This window comes from Escherichia sp. HH41S (assembly GCF_009820115.1).
GTDB classification, from domain to species: domain Bacteria; phylum Pseudomonadota; class Gammaproteobacteria; order Enterobacterales; family Enterobacteriaceae; genus Escherichia; species Escherichia coli_F.
The window spans coordinates 1-22,444 of sequence record NZ_VNXE01000095.1 but is presented as its reverse complement, the minus strand read 5'-3'; the positions used below and the strand labels follow the sequence as shown (position 1 = coordinate 22,444).

The following is a 22,444-nucleotide window of genomic DNA, read 5'->3' as shown; positions in this document are numbered from 1 at the left end:
AAGTATTTTAGTCTTACAATTGTAGGAATATGCTTCCTGTCGCAGAGAACTATTCTTATATACCACAAAGAGATGTCATTTATTATATCGATGTAAATACTGATTAATTAAATGTAAATACAGCCATAACATCGTAGGTTCTCAGTGAGCCATTCTCAGGATAACTTTCTATGAAAGTAAACTTAATGCTTTTTAGCTTATTTTTATTGGTCTCTATTATGGCATGCAATGTTTTTGCATTTTCCATTTCTGGTGGTGGAAGTGAGACGAGCTATAAAGAGACAGAAAAAACGTCAGTGATGACGACAACTCATTCTACAAAACTTCAACCATCACAGGCGATTTTGTTTAAGATGAGAGAAGATGCGCCACCATTAAATCTCACAGAAGACATCACGCCCCCTTTTCCGACAAAGGCGAATTATCTTATTCATCCTGTGCGATAGCGTCTGTCACATGGCAGGTGAACAATCATGTCTGTTGATGATGTGAGCACCTGCCCAAATGATCCATCCTGAACTACTACCGCCTGCCATACCCCACCATAAAGCGAATCATCAATCCACAAGCCGGGGCAAGAAACATAAATATCCCCGTCACTAGTTCATTACCGCCAGTTAACCACATGGTGAAGTAGTAAATGAGTGCAGCGAGGATCACCATGCCGAAGAAAGAAGAGACCGCCGAGACCACGTTCAGTACCTGACCGATGTATCCGCTTACGCAGACAATACACAGGGCGAGAAACATCCATAAATAAATCATAGCTCAACCTCCTGCCGCGCTAAAAAACCTGTAACTTCAGTCACTTTAATAGTAAGACAATCCTTAACCTCTGGCAATTTTTGCTAAGTATTAATGAAAACAGCACGTTAAATGCAAGACTGTAATGTGCGAAAAAAATATTTACTTTGCACGATAAATAATCAGTAGCTGAAAGCAGTCAGCCAGTGATAAAGTAAAAGCACCGCATTCATGCTCCTCGTGGTTATGTCCTGACTAGTCTTTACACTCTTTACAGGAACCATTGTCGTACATGATGGCCCAATCAATTGAGTGTACCGCTGTCGACATGGAATCTTCTGCGATACAACAATTCGTATCTACAGAAGGTAACTATGTTTCCAAAATGCAAATTTTCCCGCGAGTTTCTACATCCTCGCTACTGGCTCACATGGTTTGGGCTTGGTGTACTCTGGCTTTGGGTACAGCTTCCTTACCCTGTTCTCTGTTTTCTCGGCACGCGTATCGGCACGATGGCGCGACCATTCCTGAAACGTCGTGAATCTATCGCCCGTAAGAACCTGGAACTTTGTTTCCCACAGCATTCTGCTGAAGAGCGCGAGAAGATGATTGCCGAAAACTTTCGTTCACTCGGCATGGCGCTGGTAGAAACCGGCATGGCATGGTTCTGGCCCGACAGTCGCGTACGTAAATGGTTTGATGTTGAAGGGCTGGATAACCTCAAACGCGCACAACTGCAAAATCGTGGCGTGATGGTTGTCGGCGTCCATTTTATGTCGCTGGAATTGGGCGGCCGCGTGATGGGACTATGTCAGCCAATGATGGCCACCTATCGTCCGCATAATAATCAGCTGATGGAATGGGTGCAGACCCGTGGTCGCATGCGCTCTAACAAAGCGATGATCGGCAGAAATAATCTGCGCGGTATTGTCGGTGCGCTGAAGAAAGGTGAAGCCGTATGGTTTGCTCCCGATCAGGATTATGGTCGTAAAGGTAGCTCCTTCGCACCGTTCTTTGCGGTAGAAAATGTTGCCACAACCAATGGTACCTATGTCCTCTCTCGTCTCTCTGGCGCAGCCATGTTGACCGTAACGATGGTCAGAAAAACGGATTACAGCGGATATCGGTTGTTCATCACCCCTGAAATGGAAGGCTACCCGGCAGATGAAAATCAAGCCGCTGCCTATATGAACAAGATTATCGAGAAAGAGATTATGCGCGCACCTGAGCAGTACCTCTGGATCCACCGTCGCTTTAAAACGCGCCCGGTGGGTGAATCGTCGTTATACATTTAACAAACTGCTCTTACTCTTTCCCTCCTCAAATCAGCCATAATAACCTCATGGTTTTTATGGCTTTTTTCTTAAGGTTTTTTCCTTCGCTGAATCTCTAATTATTACCGTCAGAAATTAAACTGTCGCCGATATGAGACACCTGTAAGTTACTAAAAGTAAATAAGAAAATGCCTCTTGTCTCGTTTCAGTTTTAGGCGTACATTAGCGCCGTCTCGAGCAGTTTAGCTCAGAATTCTGGGGTGATGCCCACGGTAAAATACGGACTTTCAATGTCGTTTTGCCCGGTGTCAACTCACTGTATCAGGTGTAATGAAGTCATTCAGGCGTAACAGTAATTACGCGGAGAGATGTAAAGTGAAATATTTCTTTATGGGCATTTCTTTTATGGTCATCGTTTGGGCCGGTACTTTTGCCCTGATGATCTAAAAGCAAACTGTGCAATGAAAAACAGGAGCCATCTGGCTCCTGTTTGCATTTCTGGCGATGGTGTTTATTCCGCGTTTTCGTGAATATGTTTGCTGCTGGCGGGTAGTAAACCGTCGGCACGGAACATCGCTTTAATTCCACGAATCGCCTGGCGAATACGATCGCGGTTTTCAATCAGCGCAAAGCGAACATGGGTGTCACCGTAGTCGCCAAAGCCAATCCCTGGAGAGACACAGACCTTCGCCTCATTAAGCAGTTTCTTGGCAAATTCCAGCGAGCCCATTGCCGCATACGGTTCCGGGATTTTCGCCCAGACATACATCGAGGCTTTCGGCATTTCGACCATCCAGCCCGCTTCATGCAGCCCTTTAACCAGTACATCGCGGCGGCGTTTGTACTGTTCGGCAATGTCGCGAACGCACTGTTGATCGCCCTCCAGCGCCGCAATCGCCGCCACCTGCAACGGCGTAAAAGTACCGTAATCGTGATAGCTTTTAATACGTGCCAACGCACTGACCAGCGTTTTGTTGCCGACCATAAAGCCGATACGCCAGCCCGCCATGTTGTAGCTTTTCGACAGCGTAAAGAACTCGACCGCCACGTCTCGTGCACCTGGCACCTGCATGATTGACGGCGCTTTCCAGCCATCGTAGACGATATCGGCATAGGCCAGGTCATGGACCACCAGCACATCGTAGCGTTTCGCCAGCGCCACAACCTTCTCAAAGAATTCCAGTTCCACGCATTGCGCGGTTGGGTTCGACGGGAAGCCGAGGATCATCATCTTCGGTTTCGGATAACTTTCGCGAATGGCGCGTTCCAGTTCGTTGAAGAAATCGACACCTTCCACCAGCGGCACTGAGCGTACCTGCGCCCCGGCAATCACCGCGCCGTAAATATGAATCGGGTAGCTTGGATTAGGCACCAGTACAGTGTCACCGTGATCCAGCGTCGCCAGCATCAGATGCGCCAGGCCCTCTTTCGAACCAATAGTGACGATGGCTTCTGATTCCGGGTCGATTTCAACGTCGTAGCGATCCTGATACCAGCGGGAAATGGCGCGACGTAACCGCGGAATGCCGCGTGAAGTGGAGTAACCATGCGTGTCCGGGCGCTGGGCCACCGTACATAATTTTTCGACGATATGCGGCGGAGTCGCACCGTCCGGGTTACCCATACTGAAATCGATAATATCTTCGCCGCGCCGACGCGCAGCCATTTTCAGTTCAGCGGTAATGTTAAAAACGTAGGGCGGGAGACGATCAATACGCGTAAAGCGACGTTCAGGGCGAGTGTCAGCCATAATTTCCTCAGATTAACGTGAGCGCCCGGACCGTCCGAGCGACGCTGCCACGATGGTGGCTGTTTTGAAAATAGCCTGATTAATTTCTGTCTGTCCAGCGTTTTAGAACATTTTTGTTAATAGCTTTAAATGAGGAACTCCACTTCAAAAACAGGAAATTTATCTACGCTAACAAGAAAATTACCACTCATTTTATTAACATTATAATTTCAATAAATTTACCAGCCAGATGTGCATTATCAAGAGATGCATTGCTAATACACCATTTATCTTTCAATCCCCTTTTAAAATTGTGGTTTTTCCTCAAAAACGGCCTGCTGGTCATCGGCCTTCAGGTTACCTATCATAGAGGTTTAATCCTTATTCAGAGTCACCCGTGCACGAAATATTCAACATGCTGCTGGCGGTCTTCGATCGGGCAGCGTTAATGCTTATCTGCCTGTTCTTTCTTATCCGTATCCGCCTGTTTCGCGAACTGTTGCACAAGTCGGCGCACTCCCCAAAAGAGCTGCTCGCCGTTACCGCCATTTTCTCGCTGTTCGCCCTGTTCAGCACCTGGTCCGGCGTGCCCGTAGAAGGCTCGCTGGTGAACGTACGTATTATCGCGGTGATGTCAGGCGGGATTCTGTTTGGCCCGTGGGTGGGCATCATTACCGGTGTGATTGCAGGTATTCACCGTTATTTAATTGACATCGGCGGCGTGACGGCAATTCCGTGCTTTATCACCAGTATTCTCGCGGGTTGCATATCAGGCTGGATCAACCTGAAAATCCCCAAAGCACAGCGCTGGCGCGTCGGTATTCTCGGTGGCATGTTATGTGAAACGTTGACGATGATCCTGGTGATTGTCTGGGCACCCACCACTGCACTGGGGATTGATATCGTCTCCAAAATCGGGATTCCGATGATCCTCGGCAGCGTTTGTATCGGCTTTATTGTGTTGCTGGTACAAAGCGTTGAGGGCGAAAAAGAGGCCAGCGCCGCGCGGCAGGCCAAGCTGGCACTGGATATCGCTAACAAAACGCTGCCGCTGTTTCGCCATGTCAATAGCGAGTCATTACGCAAAGTTTGTGAAATTATCCGAGATGATATTCACGCCGATGCGGTAGCGATTACCAACACCGATCATGTGCTGGCCTATGTTGGCGTAGGGGAACACAACTATCAGAATGGCGATGATTTCATTAGCCCAACAACGCGTCAGGCAATGAATTACGGAAAAATCATTATCAAAAACAATGATGAAGCCCACCGTACACCGGAAATCCACTCGATGCTGGTGATCCCGCTTTGGGAGAAAGGGGTCGTGACCGGGACGCTGAAAATTTACTACTGCCACGCGCATCAGATTACCTCGTCATTACAGGAAATGGCGGTCGGTCTGTCGCAAATCATCTCCACCCAACTGGAGGTTTCACGCGCCGAGCAACTACGTGAAATGGCAAATAAGGCAGAGCTTCGCGCTCTGCAAAGCAAAATTAATCCCCATTTCCTGTTTAATGCTCTGAATGCTATCTCATCGTCGATCCGTCTGAATCCGGATACCGCTCGCCAGCTGATCTTTAATCTGTCGCGTTATCTGCGCTATAACATTGAATTAAAAGACGATGAGCAAATCGATATCAAAAAAGAGCTGTATCAAATTAAAGACTATATTGCCATTGAGCAGGCCCGCTTTGGCGACAAGCTGACGGTTATCTATGATATTGATGAAGAGGTGAATTGCTGCATTCCCAGCCTGCTGATCCAGCCGTTGGTGGAGAATGCCATTGTCCACGGTATTCAGCCTTGCAAAGGTAAAGGCGTTGTCACCATCAGCGTTGCAGAGTGCGGTAATCGGGTACGCATTGCGGTGCGAGATACCGGGCACGGCATCGATCCAAAAGTCATTGAGCGGGTCGAAGCGAACGAAATGCCGGGCAATAAAATTGGCCTGCTGAATGTCCATCATCGCGTGAAGTTATTGTATGGCGAGGGGCTGCATATCCGCCGCCTGGAACCAGGAACGGAAATTGCGTTTTACATTCCTAACCAACGCACCCCTGTCGCCTCACAGGCTACGTTATTGCTTTGAGCCGGAGTGATATTGTGAAAGTCATCATTGTTGAAGACGAATTCCTGGCACAACAGGAACTGAGCTGGCTGATTAAAGAGCACAGCCAGATGGAGATTGTCGGCACCTTTGACGATGGTCTGGACGTGTTGAAGTTTTTGCAGCATAACCGCGTCGACGCCATTTTTCTGGATATCAATATTCCGTCGCTGGATGGCGTGTTGCTGGCGCAAAACATCAGCCAGTTTGCCCATAAACCGTTTATTGTGTTCATCACTGCGTGGAAAGAACATGCGGTGGAAGCGTTTGAACTGGAAGCGTTTGACTACATTCTCAAACCGTATCAGGAATCACGCATTACCGGGATGCTGCAAAAACTGGAAGCAGCCTGGCAACAACAGCAGACCAGCAGTACGCCTGCCGCGACGGTAACGCGTGAGAATGACACCATTAATCTGGTGAAAGATGAGCGAATCATCGTCACGCCAATTAACGATATCTATTACGCCGAAGCGCACGAGAAAATGACCTTTGTCTATACGCGGCGTGAATCCTACGTAATGCCGATGAACATCACCGAGTTTTGCAGCAAGCTGCCGCCGTCGCATTTTTTCCGCTGCCATCGCTCATTTTGTGTCAATCTGAACAAAATACGCGAAATCGAACCGTGGTTTAATAACACCTACATTCTGCGGCTGAAAGATCTGGATTTTGAAGTGCCGGTCAGCCGTAGCAAAGTTAAAGAATTCAGGCAGTTAATGCATCTGTAATCGGGAACTTTCATGAAAGCAACAGGCTTGCCCGCCGATCAACAATTTTTCGCCGATCTGTTCAGCGGCCTGGTGCTTAACCCGCAACTACTGGGGCGCGTCTGGTTTGCCAGCCAGCCGGCCTCGTTGCCGGTGGGCAGTTTATGTATTGATTTTCCCCGTCTGGATATCGTGCTGCGCGGCGAATACGGCAATCTGCTGGAAGCAAAGCAGCAACGTATAGTGGAAGGAGAAATGCTGTTTATTCCAGCGCGCGCGGCTAATTTACCGGTCAACAACAAACCGGTAATGCTGTTAAGCCTGGTATTCGCGCCGACCTGGCTTGGGTTATCGTTTTACGATAGCCGCACCACGTCGTTGTTGCATCCTGCTCGCCAGATCCAACTTCCCAGCCTGCAACGCGGCGAAGGTGAAGCAATGCTTACTGCCCTCACCCATCTTAGCCGTTCGCCGCTGGAGCAGAATATCATTCAGCCGCTGGTGTTAAGTTTGCTGCATCTTTGCCGCAACGTGGTCAATATGCCGCCGGGTAATTCGCAGCCGCGCGGCGATTTTCTCTATCACAGCATTTGTAACTGGGTTCAGGATAATTATGCCCAACCGCTCACCCGTGAGAACGTGGCGCAGTTTTTTAATATCACGCCCAATCATCTGTCAAAACTGTTTGCGCAGCATGGAACAATGCGTTTTATCGAATATGTGCGTTGGGTGCGAATGGCGAAGGCGAGGATGATTTTGCAGAAATATCATCTGTCGATTCATGAAGTGGCGCAGCGTTGCGGCTTTCCGGACAGCGACTATTTTTGTCGCGTCTTCCGGCGTCAGTTTGGCCTGACGCCGGGAGAGTACAGCGCCCGTTTTCAGGGCTAACGTCAGAAGGTTAATTCCGTTTCCAGCAGCGTCAGAATACTTTGTGCATCTTGCGCGGCAAACAGCGACTGGCGGAAGTTTTTATTCACCAGTTTACGCGCCAGCTGCGAGAAGACTTTCACATGATTCATCCCTTCGTTAGCGCCCAGCGTCAGCATGATCACCAGTTCGACTTCGCCCATTTCTGACTGCCAGTCAACCGGTTTCACCAACCGGGCAATGCTGATACTGGAATGACGGATCCACTGTGATTTGGTGTGCGGGATCGCCACGCCAAAACCAACGCCAGTAGTGACAATCTCTTCCCGCTGCCAGACATCTTCTTCCAGCTCAAACGGATGTTCAGTACGCCCGTTAACGCCAAGGTTGCCGCACAGGAACTGGATCGCCTGCTCTTTATTGCTAAAGGCCTGATCAACAAAGATATTCTCCAGCGCCAGCAGCGGGCGAACGTCTTCTTCCGGCGTAAACGCGGTAAGTAACGCTTCAATTTCCTGCGCGCTGCGGCATTCACATGCCTGACGCGCCAGTTCCCGACACGCCTCGCTATCCAGTTGACGAAGCTGGCTTTTCACCGCCGGAATACGCGGGCTACTCATACTCAGCTCATCCAGGCCCAGTCCAAGCAGTAGCGGCAGATAACGACTTTCACCGCCCAGTTCACCGCAAATACCTACCCATTTGCCGCGCTGATGCGCAGTGGTAACAATCTGCTGCAACATGCGCAGGAACGATGGCGTAATCGGGTTATACAGCGGCGATACGCGCGGGTTATTACGATCGACCGCATACAGATACTGGGTCATATCGTTAGAACCGATACTGAAGAAATCGACCTCATCGCAGAAGTGGTCGATGATGTAGCACACCGACGGTACTTCCACCATGATACCCAGCGTAATCGACTCTGCATGACGCAGACCATCGCGCTTAAGCTCAACGATCGCTTTTTGGATCTCGCCCTTCACCCATAAGATCTGATCGAGGCTGTGGACCATTGGGATCATTAACTGGGCATTGCCGAAACTGGCAGCACGCAAAATAGCCCGCAGTTGAGTGCGGAACAGGCCAGCAAATTCCGGGTAAATTCGTACCGCGCGATAGCCGAGGAACGGGTTCTCTTCCTGGGGAATGTTGAGGTAAGGAATGCTTTTATCGCCGCCGATGTCCATCGTGCGGAAAATAATCGGCTTGTCGCCCGCCGCCAGTAGCACCTGTTGGTATGCTTCAAACTGTTCCTGTTCGTCCGGCGCACTGTCGCGCTCCATATAGAGCATTTCGGTACGAAACAGCCCGACACCTTCCGCGCCGTTGGCAAACGCGCCTGGCGCTTCCAGAGCGGTGCCAATATTCGCCGCGATATCAATGCGCTTGTTATCACGGGAATAGGCCAGCTGCGCGGCGGCCTGCGCCTGCTGCTGCTGACGTTTATCCGCCAGCGTCTGTGCGACCTGATAATAACCACTCACCGCGTCATCAGGATTAATAGCCAGCACGCCGCACTGGGCGTCAAGCACCGCCGGTTGCCCGGCATAGCGAGCAATGGCATCCAGCGGCAGGCCGCTCAGTACGGGGATCGCCGAGGCGCGGGCCAGAATCAGAGTATGCGAGGTGCGCCCGGTTTTCTCCAGAATCATGCCCGCAAGATTTTTTAAATCGAGGCTCAAAAACTGGCTTGGGGTTAAATCCTCGGCTACCAGAATAGTCGGTTTTTCCAGCACCAGATTGTTGCGCGGCTTCAGTTCCGGCCAGGTGATATGCAGTAACTGTTCGCTGATATCGCGAATGTCGCTAACACGTTCGCGCAGATAATCACTGGCAGAAGCAGAAAGTTTGGCGCAAACCTGCTCCATATTGCTGATGATCGCTGCACCCAGCCCCTGATGTTGTTCTGTCATCAGGCGACGGATATTGCCCGCGAATTCATCATCCTGAATCAGCGACAAATGGGCGCTGAGAATGGTTTTGCTTTCGCCGTCACGCTCGCGCAATTGCTGGTTCAGTTGCTCGGCAAGCGTTGCCAGGCTGTGCTCCAGCCGGGTGGAATCTTGCGCACTGGCGGGGATCGCCCGGTAACTGTCGAGGCTGTCGCTTTGTAACAGGGTCAGCGTACCCACGCCGACGCCGCTTGCCAGCACATTGCCGTACAGTAAATCCGGGTTAAGGCGGCTTAATGAACGCGGCAGCGGATGCGCCGTCAGTTCTGCCTGCGTCGGCTGGACGCTGTCACTGTCGATAAAGCGCACCTGGATGTACTCTTCCAGCACTCGCCGCGCCTGCTCTTCATCGCTACCGCTAATGTTCAGGCTACAACTGTCATTAAATAAAGTGCCTGTGCCAATCAGCGCCAGCGAGCTTTTCGCATCGGCCTTTGCGTTCTGGCGATGGTTGATGAAGGTGATTTCGCTTTGCCACTGGCTGCACTGTTCTTTAAGTTCCCACGCCGGACGAGCATGTAGACCGTTAGGCAAAGGACAGAGAAATTGAATCGTTAACATAACCGCTCCGGGTTAATCAGGAGATCATCTGAAATCCGTCAGTAGAACAACCGTCTCACGCGTAAGACGTTGAATAAGGGCAGATAAAAGCTGCTGCATCTGCAAAATGTCGCGGCAGTCGGCAATCGATGCGGCGCAATGTCCGTGGCGGGTTGCTGGCCCCATCACCACTGTGGGTACGCCAGTGCCGGTTAAATGCACCGCCCCGCCATCCGTGCCGCCGTTGCTGAACATATCCGCCTGTAACGGCACGCCAATTTCTGCCGCCACGGTTTCGATCCACGCGGTAAGTTTTGGCGGCGCAATCAGCGACTTGTCGCTTAACACCAGCATCGGGCCGTTACCAATCTGGCGATGGTTAGCCGCGCCATAATCAAAGTTTTTCGCCCAGCAGGCGGTATCAAGCACAATGGCGATGTCCGGCGACACCGCGCGGGTGGCGGTTTGCCCGCCGCGTAATCCCACCTCTTCGCTGGAACTTGCCACCAGCCACACTTCCGCAGGCAGCTCGGTGTTGTGCAGCTCACGTAGTAACGTCACCAGCAGGTAGCAACCGAGGCGGTCATCAAAGGCTTTACCCATCACTCGCTGGTGAGGGAGAACCTGAAAAGTGGTATCAAACGTGACACGATCGCCCGGACGAATACCTGCCTGCATCACTTCGTCATACGAGCGCGCACCAATGTCCACGCGCATGGCGCTGACGTCATTCCCCTGCCGCTCGCCATCGAGCAAACCGGGAATTTTGCACTCTTCACGAGTAGTGATCCGTACTGGCTGAAGCTGGCGGGCAGCCATGCGCACATTGCCAACTGGCAGGACATCAATCGCCCCTTCGCGGGAGATGCTACGCACCATAAATCCCACTTCGTCCATATGCGCACAGATCATCACCTTCGGACCTGTCGATTCATTGAGGCGGATCAGCACCGATCCCAGGCCATCAAATCGCACTTCTTTTTGCAGTCGATCCGCTTCATCCAGCAGGATCTGCCGCACTTCCTGTTCCGAGGAGGCGATCGCATCTGCCTCGCTCAACGCTTTTAATAGCGATAAATCCATTATGCCTCTCCCGTGAGCAACACTGTTTTTGGCATGGCGTAGAGCACTTCCGCGCCTTGCGGGGTAACCAGCACGACATCTTCGATGCGCACGCCCCCTCGCCCTGGCAAATAAATCCCCGGCTCCACGGTCAGTAACATCCCTGGCTGTAGCGTCGTGGTGTCCCGCGGTGAAAAACGCGGATCTTCATGGACTTCAATGCCGATAGCATGACCGGTGTTATGACCGAAATAGTCGCCATAACCGGCTTCTGTAATGACCCGGCGCGCGGCGTCGTCAACCTGCTGGCAGCGCACGCCGGGGCGAATCGCGGAGATTGCCGCGAGCTGTGCCTGCAGGACAATGTTATACACATCAAACAGCGGGTGAGATTCGGCGCTCACCCCTTCGCCATTCACCAGCAAGGTACGCGTCATATCAGAGCAGTAGCCCTGATACAGCGCACCAAAATCAAGAGTGACAAACTCGCCCGCTGCAACAATCTTGTCGCTGGCTTTGCCGTGCGGCAGCGCCCCACGCCAGCCACTGGCGACAATGGTGTCAAAAGAGGCTTTTTCTGCGCCCTGCTGGCGCATAAACCACTCCAGTTCAGCAGCAATCTCGCATTCGCTCATCCCCGCCTGAATAAAGCGGCGAATATGCTCTGCACCGCGATCGGCAATCCCACAGGCGAGGCGGATTTTCTCCACCTCCTCTGGCGTTTTGATTTGCCGCAGCACATCCGGCGTGGCGCTTACCAATTTCGCATTGAGTTCAGACTGCCAGCGGTGCGCGGTTTCCCAACTTACCTGCTGGCCTTCAAAACCGAGCGTTTGCAACTGCTCATCGGCAATGATTTGCCTGACGATAGTGGTAAGCGTGTTCGTCGCGTCAAGCAAATGCAGCTGGTAGCCTTGCGTGCGGGCTTCTACATCCGCGTAATAGCGCGAATCCACCAGAATGTGCGCACTTTCACGGCTAATCACCACATAGCCTGATCCGGTGGAGATCCCCAGATGCGGTTGTTTGTTCTGCCGTGAGGAGAGAAGCACCGCATCCAGTTGTTGCGCCTTAAGCCAGTCGCGCAGCGAAGCGAGTAATGTCATCTGGATTTTCCTTCTTACAGGCTATCGATTAACAATTTGCCTTTACGGAACATCATCAGACGCAGGAACACCACCATCAGCGCAGTAATGATTGCTCCCAGCGCGATCCCCGCCATATAGACACCGAGGTTAGTGACCAGCGGCCATGCCCAGATAGCAGATTCCGGGAACCATTGAACTGCACCCAGCCAGACTGCGGCGGTTGAGCCGACAATCGCGCCAACCATATAGGACGGAATAGCGGTGATGGGGCTTTCCAGCGCAAACGGAATCGCACCCTCACTGATCCCCATAAAGGCAAGGAATATGGCGGTTTTACCCTGCGGATAAAGCTGAGCGTTGAACAGGCGTTTGCCGGTTAAACGACGGTCAATAATGGTCGCCAGACCCAGACCAATCGGTGGAATAACGATAGCGATAGAACGTGCGGTGACCGGTAATACGTGGTCAGTGGTAAAGCTGAAGGCAACGAAACCTGCGGCTTTGTTGATTGGACCACCGAGGTCGATTGCGGTCGCCGCCGCAATGCCCATTGCGTACATCAGCGCGCCCTTCTCACCTGCAGCGGTCAGCACGGTACGGAACCCGCCGTTGATCCAGCCACCAAACGGCGTGATCACGTAGTACATCGCCAGCATGACAAAAATGGCGGAAAGAATCGGTAGCAAAAATGTGGTTTTGAACGCTAACAGGAAATCCGGTAACTGGATTTTCTGGTTCATCCACTTCACAAGGTAACCCGCAACGATAGAAATAATCAGGGCACCAATGAAGGTGGACGGCACCGGCGAAGAGGTCGCCCATTGCATCGTGCTGGGATCGAAGTTCAGCAGTTGCGTAGGCTGGGTAGACATCAAGCCGCCGATAAAACCAGCCGGGAACGCCAGTTTGCCGCCGATGGAGTTCGCCACAAAAGCGGCAAACATCGGTATGGCAAAGCCAAACAGCACGCCACCAAAGGACTGTGACAGCCAGGCAAACTTCAGTAAGGAGAGGTCGAAACCGGAGAATTTCCCGCTATTAAGCGCATCCATGATGCCGATATCCGCAGGAATTTTAAGCCAGCTATAAGCAATCAGCTGGCTGAAAGCGAGGATCACACCGCCCATAATTAAGGTCGGCACCATGCGTGAAATCCCTGACATCACATGCTGCGGGAGTTCACCCCAGAAGCTGGTTTTAGAGGCCTGCGGATTCTTAATTGCCGCTGCCGCACCGGATGCGCCAGGCACAACGGTTGCACTGCGTTTTTTAATGGCCATAACAATTATCCCTGTCGAATATTACTGTTGTTCAGAGGCAATCATCTCTTCGATTTCTTTGATGATGCCCGCAGCGTTTTTAATTGCGTCCTGCAAAGTGATTTCATAAACGTCGCGTGATTCGAAACGTTCGTTATCTTCTGGTGTAACTGCCACGGAATGAATGATGATGGTCGCTTCGGCGATATCCTGCGCCGTCAGGCGGTTCTGGATGCCATCCGCACCCTGAGTTTCAATTTTCACTTCATAGCCGGCTTCCACCGCCGCTTCTTCCAGCGCCTGAGCGGCCATAAAGGTGTGAGCCAGGCCCATAGGGCAGGCACATAAGGCAATCAGTTTCTTACTCATCGTTAATTCCTCGTTCAGTGATAGTTGACGAGTGAAATTATGAACGTGCAAAACAAATCGCCGTTACCAGACAAATAATGCATTTACTGGAGAATTAATCCCGCTGTACGGAAGTGTGACGCAGGTCGGCCTTGTGAGGAGACACAAAGAAAAATAGGATTAACTGTTTGATTTAAAAGATTATCGGGAGAGTTATCTCCCGATTTGACAGGAAGGATTTACAGAATGTGGCCTAAGGTCTGGCGTAAATGTGCGCCGGAACCGAGAAGGCCCGGATTGTCATGGACGATGAGATACACCGGAATATCATGGACATATTCTTTAAAGCGCCCTTTATCTTCAAATGCGGCACGGAAACCAGAGGCTTTGAAGAACTCAAGGAAGCGCGGCACGATACCACCGGCAATAAACACGCCGCCAAATGTCCCGAGATTGAGCGCCAGATTGCCGCCAAAACGGCCCATAATGACGCAAAACAGCGACAACGCGCGGCGACAATCGGTGCAGCTGTCAGCCAGCGCGCGTTCAGTAATATCTTTTGGCTTGAGATTTTCTGGCAGGCGGTTGTCGGCTTTCACAATCGCGCGATACAAATTCACCAGCCCAGGACCAGAAAGCACGCGCTCTGCCGAAACATGACCAATTTCTGCACGCAGTATTTCGAGGATAATGCCCTCTTCTTCACTATTCGGCGCAAAATCAACGTGACCGCCTTCGCCTGGCAAGCTTACCCAGCGTTTATCAACATGAACCAGATGCGCAACCCCAAGCCCTGTTCCGGCACCGTAAACCGCAATAGGTTTACCTTCTACCGGTTCTGCACCGCCAAACTGGATCAGATGCTCTTTTTTCAGCATCGGGATCGCCATCGATACAGCGGTAAAATCGTTAATAATTTCCAGATGGCTAAAACCGAGATTCTTTTTCATTTCGGCAATTGAGAACGCCCAGGTATGGTTGGTCATTGCCACCCAGTCACCGGTAATTGGGCAAGCGATGGCAATACAGCCGTCTTTCACCTCGACCTTATGTTCTTCAAGATAAACGCGAATGACCGCTTCGAGGCTGGGGTAATCAAGCCCTGAATAGGTCTTAGCCTGCGAGATTTCACCACTGGCAATATCACACAGAGCAAGACGTGCGTTGGTGCCGCCCACATCACCGACTAATGCATACTTTGTCATTCTTCAACTGCTCCGCTAAAGTCAAAATAATTCTTTCTCACACTGTAAATACCTGGGGGCATAACAACAACGCCGGAAAGGCAGGCTCCCTGTAAATATCGATCTGGGTCACACAATTACTTTATCGTTTCAGCACCAATTGCAGCGATGCCTTTTTGCAAGCTGGGCAAACTAAGTATCTGACCCTGCATAAGGAATAGAACATGCTCCATCCGCGAGCCAGAACCATGTTGTTATTATCGCTCCCCGCCGTGGCAATTGGGATTGCGTCCAGTCTTATTCTGATTGTGGTGATGAAAATCGCCTCGGTATTACAGAATTTGCTCTGGCAACGACTGCCGGGAACTCTGGGGATAGCCCAGGATTCACCTTTCTGGATCATCGCCATATTAACGCTAACAGGTATTGCGGTGGGGTTGGTTATCCGTTTCAGCCAGGGGCATGCTGGACCAGACCCCGCCTGTGAACCGCTGATCGGCGCACCCGTTCCGCCCTCTGCGCTACCAGGACTTATCGTAGCATTAATTCTCGGTCTTGCTGGCGGCGTCAGCCTGGGGCCGGAACATCCGATCATGACCGTCAATATCGCCCTTGCGGTTGCGATAGGTGCTCGTCTGTTACCGCGCGTCAACCGGATGGAGTGGACTATTTTAGCCTCTGCCGGAACCATCGGCGCGCTGTTTGGCACACCTGTTGCGGCGGCGTTGATATTTTCGCAAACCTTAAATGGCAGTAATGAGGTTCCGCTATGGGACCGTCTCTTTGCGCCGTTAATGGCCGCAGCAGCTGGTGCACTTACTACCGGATTATTTTTCCATCCTCATTTTTCACTGCCCATTGCGCATTATGGGCAGATGGAGATGACCGATATTCTCAGCGGTGCAATTGTCGCGGCTATTGCCATCGCAGCAGGGATGGTTGCCGTATGGTGTCTGCCACGGTTGCACGCGATGATGCATCAGATTAAAAATCCGGTGCTAATGCTGGGAGTTGGCGGATTTATTCTCGGTATTCTGGGGGTTATTGCTGGACCAGTTTCGCTGTTTAAAGGGCTGGATGAGATGCAGCAGATGGTGGCAAATCAGGCTTTCAGCACCAGCGATTACTTTTTGCTGGCAGTGATTAAACTTGCCGCTCTCGTGGTTGCTGCCGCCAGCGGCTTTCGCGGTGGGCGAATATTTCCGGCAGTGTTTGTCGGCGTGGCATTAGGATTGATGCTGCATGAGCACGTTCCCGCTGTCCCGGCGGCAATAACCGTTTCCTGCGCTATTCTCGGCATCGTGCTGGTGGTAACACGCGATGGCTGGTTAAGTCTATTTATGGCTGCGGTTGTTGTCCCTAACACCACATTGCTACCGCTGCTCTGTATCGTCATGCTTCCTGCATGGCTGTTATTAGCCGGTAAGCCGATGATGATGGTCAATCGTCCGAAGCAACAGCCACCCCACGATAACATTTAGCAAAAAATGCTCTCCTTTATGATTTAAGAGTTATGGCGATGATACGGGGCTTTACCTCCCCGTAATATTGCGTTAACAGGCCGCTGACGGCTTCGATCGTGAAGGAGAATAACAATGTTCAGGTCACTGTTTCTGGCGGCCGCCCTGATGGCATTTACCCCGCTTGCGGCAAACGCAGGTGAAATCACCCTACTGCCATCAATCAAATTACAAATTGGCGATCGCGATCATTACGGTAATTACTGGGACGGTGGTCACTGGCGCGACCGTGACTACTGGCATCGCAATTATGAATGGCGTAAGAACCGCTGGTGGCGTCATGATAATGGCTACCACCGTGGCTGGGATAAGCGTAAAGCGTATGAGCGTGGCTATCGTGAAGGCTGGCGCGATCGTGACGATCATCGCGGAAAAGGCCGCGGACATGGACACCGCCATTAAACACATTCGCCAATGGAGCACAATGCCTGATGCGACGCTAGTGCGTCTTATCAGGCCTACAAACCGTCTCTTTAACGCGTAGGGCGGATAAGGCGTTTTACGCCGCATCCGCCAGTGATGCCTGGTACGACGCCAGTTGAACTATAGCCCCAGCGCCGTACCCACTAACAACCAGATATTCAGCGCCACTACCAGCACCACAATCACCCAGCCTATCTGTTTTACGCGTTTGCTGTTCACCAGATCGCCCATCAACCTACTGTCACTGGTAAAAATTAGTAGTGGAACCAGCGCCAGAGCGATACCAAAACTTAACAGCACCTGACTCATAACCAGAATCCGTGTCGGATCTAATCCCATCAGAATGACAATAAATGACGGCAACATGGTAACGGTGCGACGCACCCACAGCGGGATATGAAAACGAATGAAGCCCTGCATCACTACCTGCCCCGCCAGTGTCCCCACAACCGTTGAGGACAGTCCCGCAGCAACCAGGCTTAAACCAAAGACCGTTGCCGCAGCATGGCTTAACAACGGTTGCAGCGTCAGATAAGCCTCATCAAGATCGGCAACGCCAGTATGACCGGAAAAGTGGAACGCCGCCGCAGCCGTAGCCATCATCGCCAGATTGACAAAACCGGCAATAGTCATAGCGATAGCCACATCCCATTTGGTGGCAGAATAACGTTGTTGACGCGAACCACCATGTAAATGCTGAGTCAGCGAAGAGTGTAAATAAATCACGTGCGGCATAATCGTCGCCCCCAACACACCTGCCGCCAGGAAGACTGCCTCCGAGGTGGGTAAACTCGGGATTACCATTCCTTTACCCAGTTGCGCCAGGTTAGGCTGGGAGAAAATCAACTCGACAATGTAAGCCGCAGCAACAAACAGCAGTAACCCGCCAATCACTTTCTCCAGCGGTTTTTGCCCTCGACGTTGCAGCATTAAAATCAGGAAAGTCGCGATCCCCGTCAGCACCGCGCCCTGCAACAGCGAAACACCCAGAATGAGTTTAAAACCGATCGCCGCACCAATAAATTCCGCCAGGTCGGTTGCCATCGCAATGATTTCTGCCTGAACCCAATAGAACCACACTACGGGACGCGGATAGTGATCGCGAATCTGCTCCGCCAGGTTTTTACCGGTGGCAATCCCCAGTTTGGCAGACAGTATCTGAATCAGCATCGCCATCAGGTTGGCCCAAACGACAACCCACAGTAGCTGATAGCCGAAGCTGGCCCCGGCCTGAATATTGGTCGCAAAGTTACCAGGATCGATATAACCAATCGCCGCAATGAACGCAGGTCCCATTAATGCGAGCCTCATCTTGCGCGCCGCCCGTCCGCTGCTACTCTCAACGCGATAGTTAGTCATCTTGTGCCTCTAAAACATAGCCTTTGCTATGTTTCATGCTATGCCAAACGAGAATGATTATCAAATTCATTTAAGTGGATTGTGATGATTTCTTTGATAGACCAGAATTATGACGACGAAAAGATTGATGACTTGAATGTTGTGATTATGTTTAATGTTAGCACATTTACATAACTTTCAGCTTCCATACACAACATAGCAGAAATGTATGACAGCTCACTATTTTTGAAGCTTGTCACAGGACGTCATTATAGTGTGTGTCAGATCTCGTTTTCCTTAACCATGTTACATAGAATGTGCACGGAAATTTAACCTGCCTCATATTTGGAGCAAATATGGACCGCGTCCTTCATTTTGTACTGGCACTTGCCGTTGTTGCGATTCTCGCACTGCTGGTAAGCAGCGACCGCAAAAAAATTCGTATCCGTTATGTTATTCAACTGCTTGTTATCGAAGTGTTACTGGCGTGGTTCTTCCTGAACTCCGACGTTGGTTTGGGCTTCGTGAAAGGCTTCTCCGAAATGTTTGAGAAACTGCTCGGATTTGCCAACGAAGGGACTAACTTCGTCTTTGGTAGCATGAATGATCAAGGCCTGGCATTCTTCTTCCTGAAAGTGCTGTGCCCAATCGTCTTTATCTCTGCGCTGATTGGTATTCTCCAGCACATTCGCGTGTTGCCGGTGATTATCCGCGCAATTGGTTTCCTGCTCTCCAAAGTCAACGGTATGGGCAAACTGGAATCCTTCAACGCCGTCAGCTCTCTGATTCTGGGTCAGTCTGAAAACTTTATTGCCTATAAAGATATCCTCGGCAAAATCTCCCGCAATCGTATGTACACCATGGCAGCTACGGCGATGTCCACCGTGTCGATGTCCATCGTTGGTGCATACATGACGATGCTGGAGCCGAAATACGTCGTTGCGGCGCTGGTACTGAACATGTTCAGCACCTTTATCGTGCTGTCACTGATCAACCCTTACCGTGTTGATGCCAGTGAAGAAAACATTCAGATGTCTAACCTGCACGAAGGTCAGAGCTTCTTCGAAATGCTGGGTGAATACATTCTGGCAGGTTTCAAAGTTGCTATTATCGTTGCCGCGATGCTGATCGGCTTTATCGCCCTGATCGCTGCGCTGAACGCACTGTTTGCCACTGTGACTGGCTGGTTTGGCTACAGCATCTCCTTCCAGGGCATCCTGGGCTACATCTTCTATCCGGTTGCGTGGGTGATGGGTGTTCCTTCCAGTGAAGCACTGCAGGTGGGCAGTATTATGGCGACCAAACTGGTTTCCAACGAGTTCGTTGCAATGATGGATCTGCAGAAAATTGCTTCCACGCTCTCTCCGCGTGCTGAAGGCATCATCTCTGTGTTCCTGGTTTCCTTCGCTAACTTCTCTTCTATCGGGATTATCGCCGGTGCGGTTAAAGGCCTGAATGAAGAGCAAGGTAACGTGGTTTCTCGCTTCGGTCTGAAACTGGTTTACGGCTCTACTCTTGTGAGTGTGCTGTCTGCGTCAATCGCAGCACTGGTGCTGTAAGTCCAATTCATTAATTAAAAAGCCGGGGATAATTCCCCGGCTTCAATTCCATGTAGGCCTGATAAGCGTAGCGCATCAGGCATTTTTCTGTTTGTCATCAGCCACAAAAGCCGGGGATAATTCCCTGCTTTTTTTACGCCTGTTAATCAGTTAATGGCTGAGGGCGACCAATCAAATACCCTTGCAGATATTGCACCCCGAGCTTATGCAATAGCGCCTGCTGCTGTGGCGTCTCGACAAACTCCGCGACCACACTCAATGACTTCGCTTTCGCCAGATCGGTAATTGATCTCACAATCATCGCATCCAGCGTGTTCGTGACGATATCTTTCACAAAGACGCCATCAATTTTGATGATATCAGCCTGCAAACGCTTTAGCCGTTCGTAGTTGGCATAGCCGGTGCCAAAATCATCAATCGCAATCCGGAAACCAAACTTATGCAGCTGCTCGATGTTGTACATACTGCTTTCTGCGTTAGAAAACGCCTGTTCCTCGGTGATCTCAAGAATGACCGCCTGCGGGGAGATGTGATAACGCTTAAACAGACGAATAATCCGCCCGGCGATATTTTTTTGCAGCAGCGTGAGCGGCATTAAATTGACTGAAAAGCGCGGACCTTTCTTGTCGCAAGGGTGTGTTGCCAGCCACTTCAACAGGGATTCCAGCACTTGCAAATCAAAACGCGCGCTAAGGTTAAACTGAGCAATAAGGGGCAGAAACTTATCCGGGGTCATAATGCCGCCGTCATATTTCAGTCGCGCGAGGATCTCATCATAACCTTCACCCTCTTTGTTGCGAATTGGCTGGGCGTAGAGCAGCAAATCACCCTGATCTAACGCCGTGCGAATGGTATTCAGCAATAGCACCTGTTTAGTGGTCTGCCCGGAAACCATCTCCTCTCTGCTATCCAGCGCCAGCACATGATGATGTGCGCAGGATTGCTCCGCCAGCCAGCTTAACTGCCCCAACAAGGGTTGCAGGGTTTCCTGATTTCCATCGAAATGCCCCCAGGCAGCACCATAGCCCATATCCAGCCCGGTATTGTTCCAGTGAATTTGCCGACTATTCAGGATGTTAACCATATGCTGGAGTCGCCCTTCCGTTTCCGGCCCGCTCAGCACTAACAGCAGTTCACTCCCCGGCAATTGATACAACTTTTCGTTTTCCTGCATCAGCGGCATTAACGTACGGTAAATTGAGCGGATACAGTGAACGCGCATCATTAACCCGTAATGACGACTTATAAACTCAAGGTTATCAATACGCAGGCAGCAAAAACTCTTGCCAGCCTCTTGCTCTGGTGCTTGTTCCAACGCGCGAAAGTTGGGTAAGAGCGTTAACGGATCGGTCAGCGCCTGCAAATGCCAGCGTCGGTTAAGCCATTCACTACGATGATAAATGCGCACCATATAGAGCAGGCAAACACTAAAGGAAATCAGCACCGCGAGAATAAATGCCAGCGAATATTCGGTTAGTACCCCTTGCAAAAAGTTCTGGTTGTAATTCAGAAGGCAAAGCGTTGAAACAGCCCAGGTGAGATTTAAAAACGGATAGCGAAGCTTACCGACCCCGAGGGTAAAGATGATAAAGAAAACAGGTACCAGGTAACCGGCAATGAAGTCATTTTCATACGGTGTACACATCAGAAGTAGCAGCACGCTAAGAGCTGCCAGCCAGCTTAAGGTAAATACGCGTTTCTCTTTGCTCAACGACGGAGCGATATCCCTGCGCCACAGTATCTGCGCAAAGTGGGGACTTACAATCATGCGGGTGAGATAGTAAAACAGCATGTTGTAAATCAGCACTGCGGTGAAAAGGCTTAGCAAATCAACGACCGTGAAAATGGCATCCGCATCGCCGAAAAAGGTAGATATCTTTAACGGAAAATCAAAGAAATTCCCCACAAAATACATGCTGCATTTGATGCCAATCGGTGCCACCAAACCAAGCCAGAAGAGACGTTGCCAGACGTATCGGCTGGTCAAACCATAACGCCAACGCGTTCCCAATTGCCAGCGTAATATTGCACAGGCACACAGGACTGCAAACGCCTGGCTGCCGATCATGACGGAGGTCTGTAAAAAAGAGAGATGAAGGTTCCACAGATTGGTGCAAAACATCCCGCATAAAATGGGAACGACACCACGCCAGCCAAAGATAAACAAGATTGACAGCATTACGCACAGTGGCATCCACGCCAGAAAGATATAACTGGAATGGATAACAGCAAGTGGCGAAATTAAACGGGATAGCTGAATAAGTACCACGGTGAGCGTAAACGCTAGTGTGAATATCTTGATATTTTTTATCAGGTTATGCTCCACAAACATGAGTACACTACTCTCACTGATCGGGGTTTTCAGGCACACAAATAATAAGTTTATTCGCATCGCGAAGCAAACAGGGGCCAGCCTGTTGCTGTTTTTTCAGTCAGTGATGCATTCACCACACGGCACTGCCAGGATGTAGACTGTATTACAAAAGCGGCAAAAGGCAGAGACAAAAAACCCCCGCTTTACAGCGAGGGTTTGAAATTTGGTGGAGCTAAGCGGGATCGAACCGCTGACCTCTTGCATGCCATGCAAGCGCTCTCCCAGCTGAGCTATAGCCCCACGAGTCGTTTACGTACCAAATTTGCTGGGTGCAAAATTTGGTGGAGCTAAGCGGGATCGAACCGCTGACCTCTTGCATGCCATGCAAGCGCTCTCCCAGCTGAGCTATAG

Annotated in this window: 20 protein-coding genes and 1 tRNA gene; 9 read left to right on the top strand and 12 right to left on the bottom strand. The window is 50.9% G+C overall.

Annotated features, from left to right (window positions below; all coding sequences use genetic code 11):
- The first annotated feature begins 170 nt into the window (after positions 1–170).
- Positions 171–446 (top strand): colanic acid biosynthesis lipoprotein YpdI, encoded by a 276-nt coding sequence (gene ypdI, locus FQZ95_RS18005; RefSeq protein ID WP_000867670.1) that lies wholly within the window; start codon positions 171–173, stop codon positions 444–446.
- A gap of 76 nt (positions 447–522) precedes the next feature.
- Here ypdI and FQZ95_RS18000 read toward each other — a convergent pair whose 3' ends face one another.
- Positions 523–765 carry a YfdY family protein gene (locus FQZ95_RS18000; protein ID WP_000639883.1) on the bottom strand — a complete coding sequence of 81 codons (243 nt, stop codon included), beginning with the start codon at positions 763–765 and terminating at the stop codon, positions 523–525.
- A 353-nt stretch (positions 766–1,118) separates the two neighbouring features.
- Between FQZ95_RS18000 and lpxP the strand changes: the two genes are divergently transcribed.
- Both lpxP and ypdK read left to right on the top strand, forming a co-directional pair.
- The gene (gene lpxP, locus FQZ95_RS17995; protein WP_000484014.1) at positions 1,119–2,039 is read left to right on the top strand and encodes a kdo(2)-lipid IV(A) palmitoleoyltransferase; all 921 of its coding nucleotides are present in this window, start codon (positions 1,119–1,121) and stop codon (positions 2,037–2,039) included.
- Positions 2,040–2,393: 354 nt separating this feature from the next.
- On the top strand, positions 2,394–2,465 hold the full coding sequence (gene ypdK / locus FQZ95_RS26515; RefSeq protein WP_010723117.1) for a membrane protein YpdK: 72 nt from the start codon (positions 2,394–2,396) through the stop codon (positions 2,463–2,465).
- Positions 2,466–2,529: 64 nt separating this feature from the next.
- Here the strand turns inward: ypdK and alaC are convergent, their stop codons facing one another.
- Positions 2,530–3,768, bottom strand: a complete 1,239-nt coding sequence (alaC, locus tag FQZ95_RS17985; protein WP_000785931.1) for an alanine transaminase — start codon at positions 3,766–3,768, stop codon at positions 2,530–2,532.
- 376 nt (positions 3,769–4,144) lie between these two features.
- On the opposite strand from alaC, the gene ypdA reads away from it, so the two are divergent.
- Genes ypdA through FQZ95_RS17970 form a run of 3 tightly spaced genes read left to right on the top strand, consistent with a single transcriptional unit; the run spans position 4,145 to position 7,461 of the window.
- On the top strand, positions 4,145–5,842 hold the full coding sequence (gene ypdA, locus FQZ95_RS17980; RefSeq protein WP_000544359.1) for a two-component system sensor histidine kinase YpdA: 1,698 nt from the start codon (positions 4,145–4,147) through the stop codon (positions 5,840–5,842).
- A 14-nt stretch (positions 5,843–5,856) separates the two neighbouring features.
- Positions 5,857–6,591, top strand: a complete 735-nt coding sequence (gene ypdB, locus FQZ95_RS17975) for a two-component system response regulator YpdB (protein WP_001295458.1) — start codon at positions 5,857–5,859, stop codon at positions 6,589–6,591.
- Between the two features lie 12 nt (positions 6,592–6,603).
- Positions 6,604–7,461 (top strand): AraC family transcriptional regulator, encoded by an 858-nt coding sequence (locus FQZ95_RS17970; RefSeq protein ID WP_115739245.1) that lies wholly within the window; start codon positions 6,604–6,606, stop codon positions 7,459–7,461.
- A gap of 2 nt (positions 7,462–7,463) precedes the next feature.
- On the opposite strand, the gene ptsP is transcribed toward FQZ95_RS17970, so the two are convergent.
- The 6 genes from ptsP to glk all read right to left on the bottom strand — a co-directional run bounded on the left by ptsP (position 7,464) and on the right by glk (position 14,900).
- Entirely contained in the window at positions 7,464–9,959 is a 2,496-nt protein-coding gene (ptsP, locus tag FQZ95_RS17965) for a phosphoenolpyruvate--protein phosphotransferase (RefSeq protein ID WP_160530481.1), read from the bottom strand.
- 24 nt (positions 9,960–9,983) lie between these two features.
- Entirely contained in the window at positions 9,984–11,021 is a 1,038-nt protein-coding gene (gene ypdE / locus FQZ95_RS17960; protein ID WP_160530480.1) for an aminopeptidase, read from the bottom strand.
- The gene (gene ypdF / locus FQZ95_RS17955; protein ID WP_125401009.1) at positions 11,021–12,106 is read right to left on the bottom strand and encodes an aminopeptidase; all 1,086 of its coding nucleotides are present in this window, start codon (positions 12,104–12,106) and stop codon (positions 11,021–11,023) included. The genes ypdE and ypdF overlap by 1 nt, the downstream gene beginning before the upstream one ends.
- 14 nt (positions 12,107–12,120) lie before the next feature.
- Positions 12,121–13,368, bottom strand: a complete 1,248-nt coding sequence (locus FQZ95_RS17950) for a PTS fructose transporter subunit IIC (protein WP_160530479.1) — start codon at positions 13,366–13,368, stop codon at positions 12,121–12,123.
- Positions 13,369–13,389: 21 nt separating this feature from the next.
- On the bottom strand, positions 13,390–13,716 hold the full coding sequence (locus tag FQZ95_RS17945; protein ID WP_000038456.1) for a PTS fructose transporter subunit IIB: 327 nt from the start codon (positions 13,714–13,716) through the stop codon (positions 13,390–13,392).
- Positions 13,717–13,934: 218 nt separating this feature from the next.
- Positions 13,935–14,900 (bottom strand): glucokinase, encoded by a 966-nt coding sequence (gene glk / locus FQZ95_RS17940; RefSeq protein ID WP_000170355.1) that lies wholly within the window; start codon positions 14,898–14,900, stop codon positions 13,935–13,937.
- Positions 14,901–15,103: 203 nt separating this feature from the next.
- Here glk and FQZ95_RS17935 point away from each other — a divergent pair, with 203 nt between their 5' ends.
- Both FQZ95_RS17935 and ypeC read left to right on the top strand, forming a co-directional pair.
- A complete protein-coding gene (locus FQZ95_RS17935) occupies positions 15,104–16,360 on the top strand; it encodes an ion channel protein (RefSeq protein WP_160523824.1) in 1,257 nt (418 codons plus the stop codon).
- Positions 16,361–16,474: 114 nt separating this feature from the next.
- Positions 16,475–16,801, top strand: a complete 327-nt coding sequence (ypeC, locus tag FQZ95_RS17930; protein ID WP_000490072.1) for a DUF2502 domain-containing protein YpeC — start codon at positions 16,475–16,477, stop codon at positions 16,799–16,801.
- Positions 16,802–16,942: 141 nt separating this feature from the next.
- Here the strand turns inward: ypeC and FQZ95_RS17925 are convergent, their stop codons facing one another.
- Positions 16,943–18,181: an Nramp family divalent metal transporter gene (locus FQZ95_RS17925; RefSeq protein ID WP_000186373.1), complete on the bottom strand. Its 1,239-nt coding sequence runs from the start codon at positions 18,179–18,181 to the stop codon at positions 16,943–16,945.
- Positions 18,174–18,218 carry a hypothetical protein gene (locus FQZ95_RS27055; RefSeq protein ID WP_418517219.1) on the bottom strand — a complete coding sequence of 15 codons (45 nt, stop codon included), beginning with the start codon at positions 18,216–18,218 and terminating at the stop codon, positions 18,174–18,176. Before FQZ95_RS27055 ends, FQZ95_RS17925 begins: the two co-directional genes overlap by 8 nt.
- Positions 18,219–18,516: 298 nt before the next feature.
- Between FQZ95_RS27055 and nupC the strand changes: the two genes are divergently transcribed.
- Positions 18,517–19,719: a nucleoside permease NupC gene (gene nupC / locus FQZ95_RS17920; protein WP_001317971.1), complete on the top strand. Its 1,203-nt coding sequence runs from the start codon at positions 18,517–18,519 to the stop codon at positions 19,717–19,719.
- 142 nt (positions 19,720–19,861) lie between these two features.
- Here nupC and FQZ95_RS17915 read toward each other — a convergent pair whose 3' ends face one another.
- Entirely contained in the window at positions 19,862–22,051 is a 2,190-nt protein-coding gene (locus FQZ95_RS17915; protein WP_160530478.1) for a bifunctional diguanylate cyclase/phosphodiesterase, read from the bottom strand.
- Positions 22,052–22,257: 206 nt separating this feature from the next.
- A tRNA-Ala gene (locus FQZ95_RS17910) sits at positions 22,258–22,333 on the bottom strand.
- Positions 22,334–22,444 lie beyond the last annotated feature (111 nt).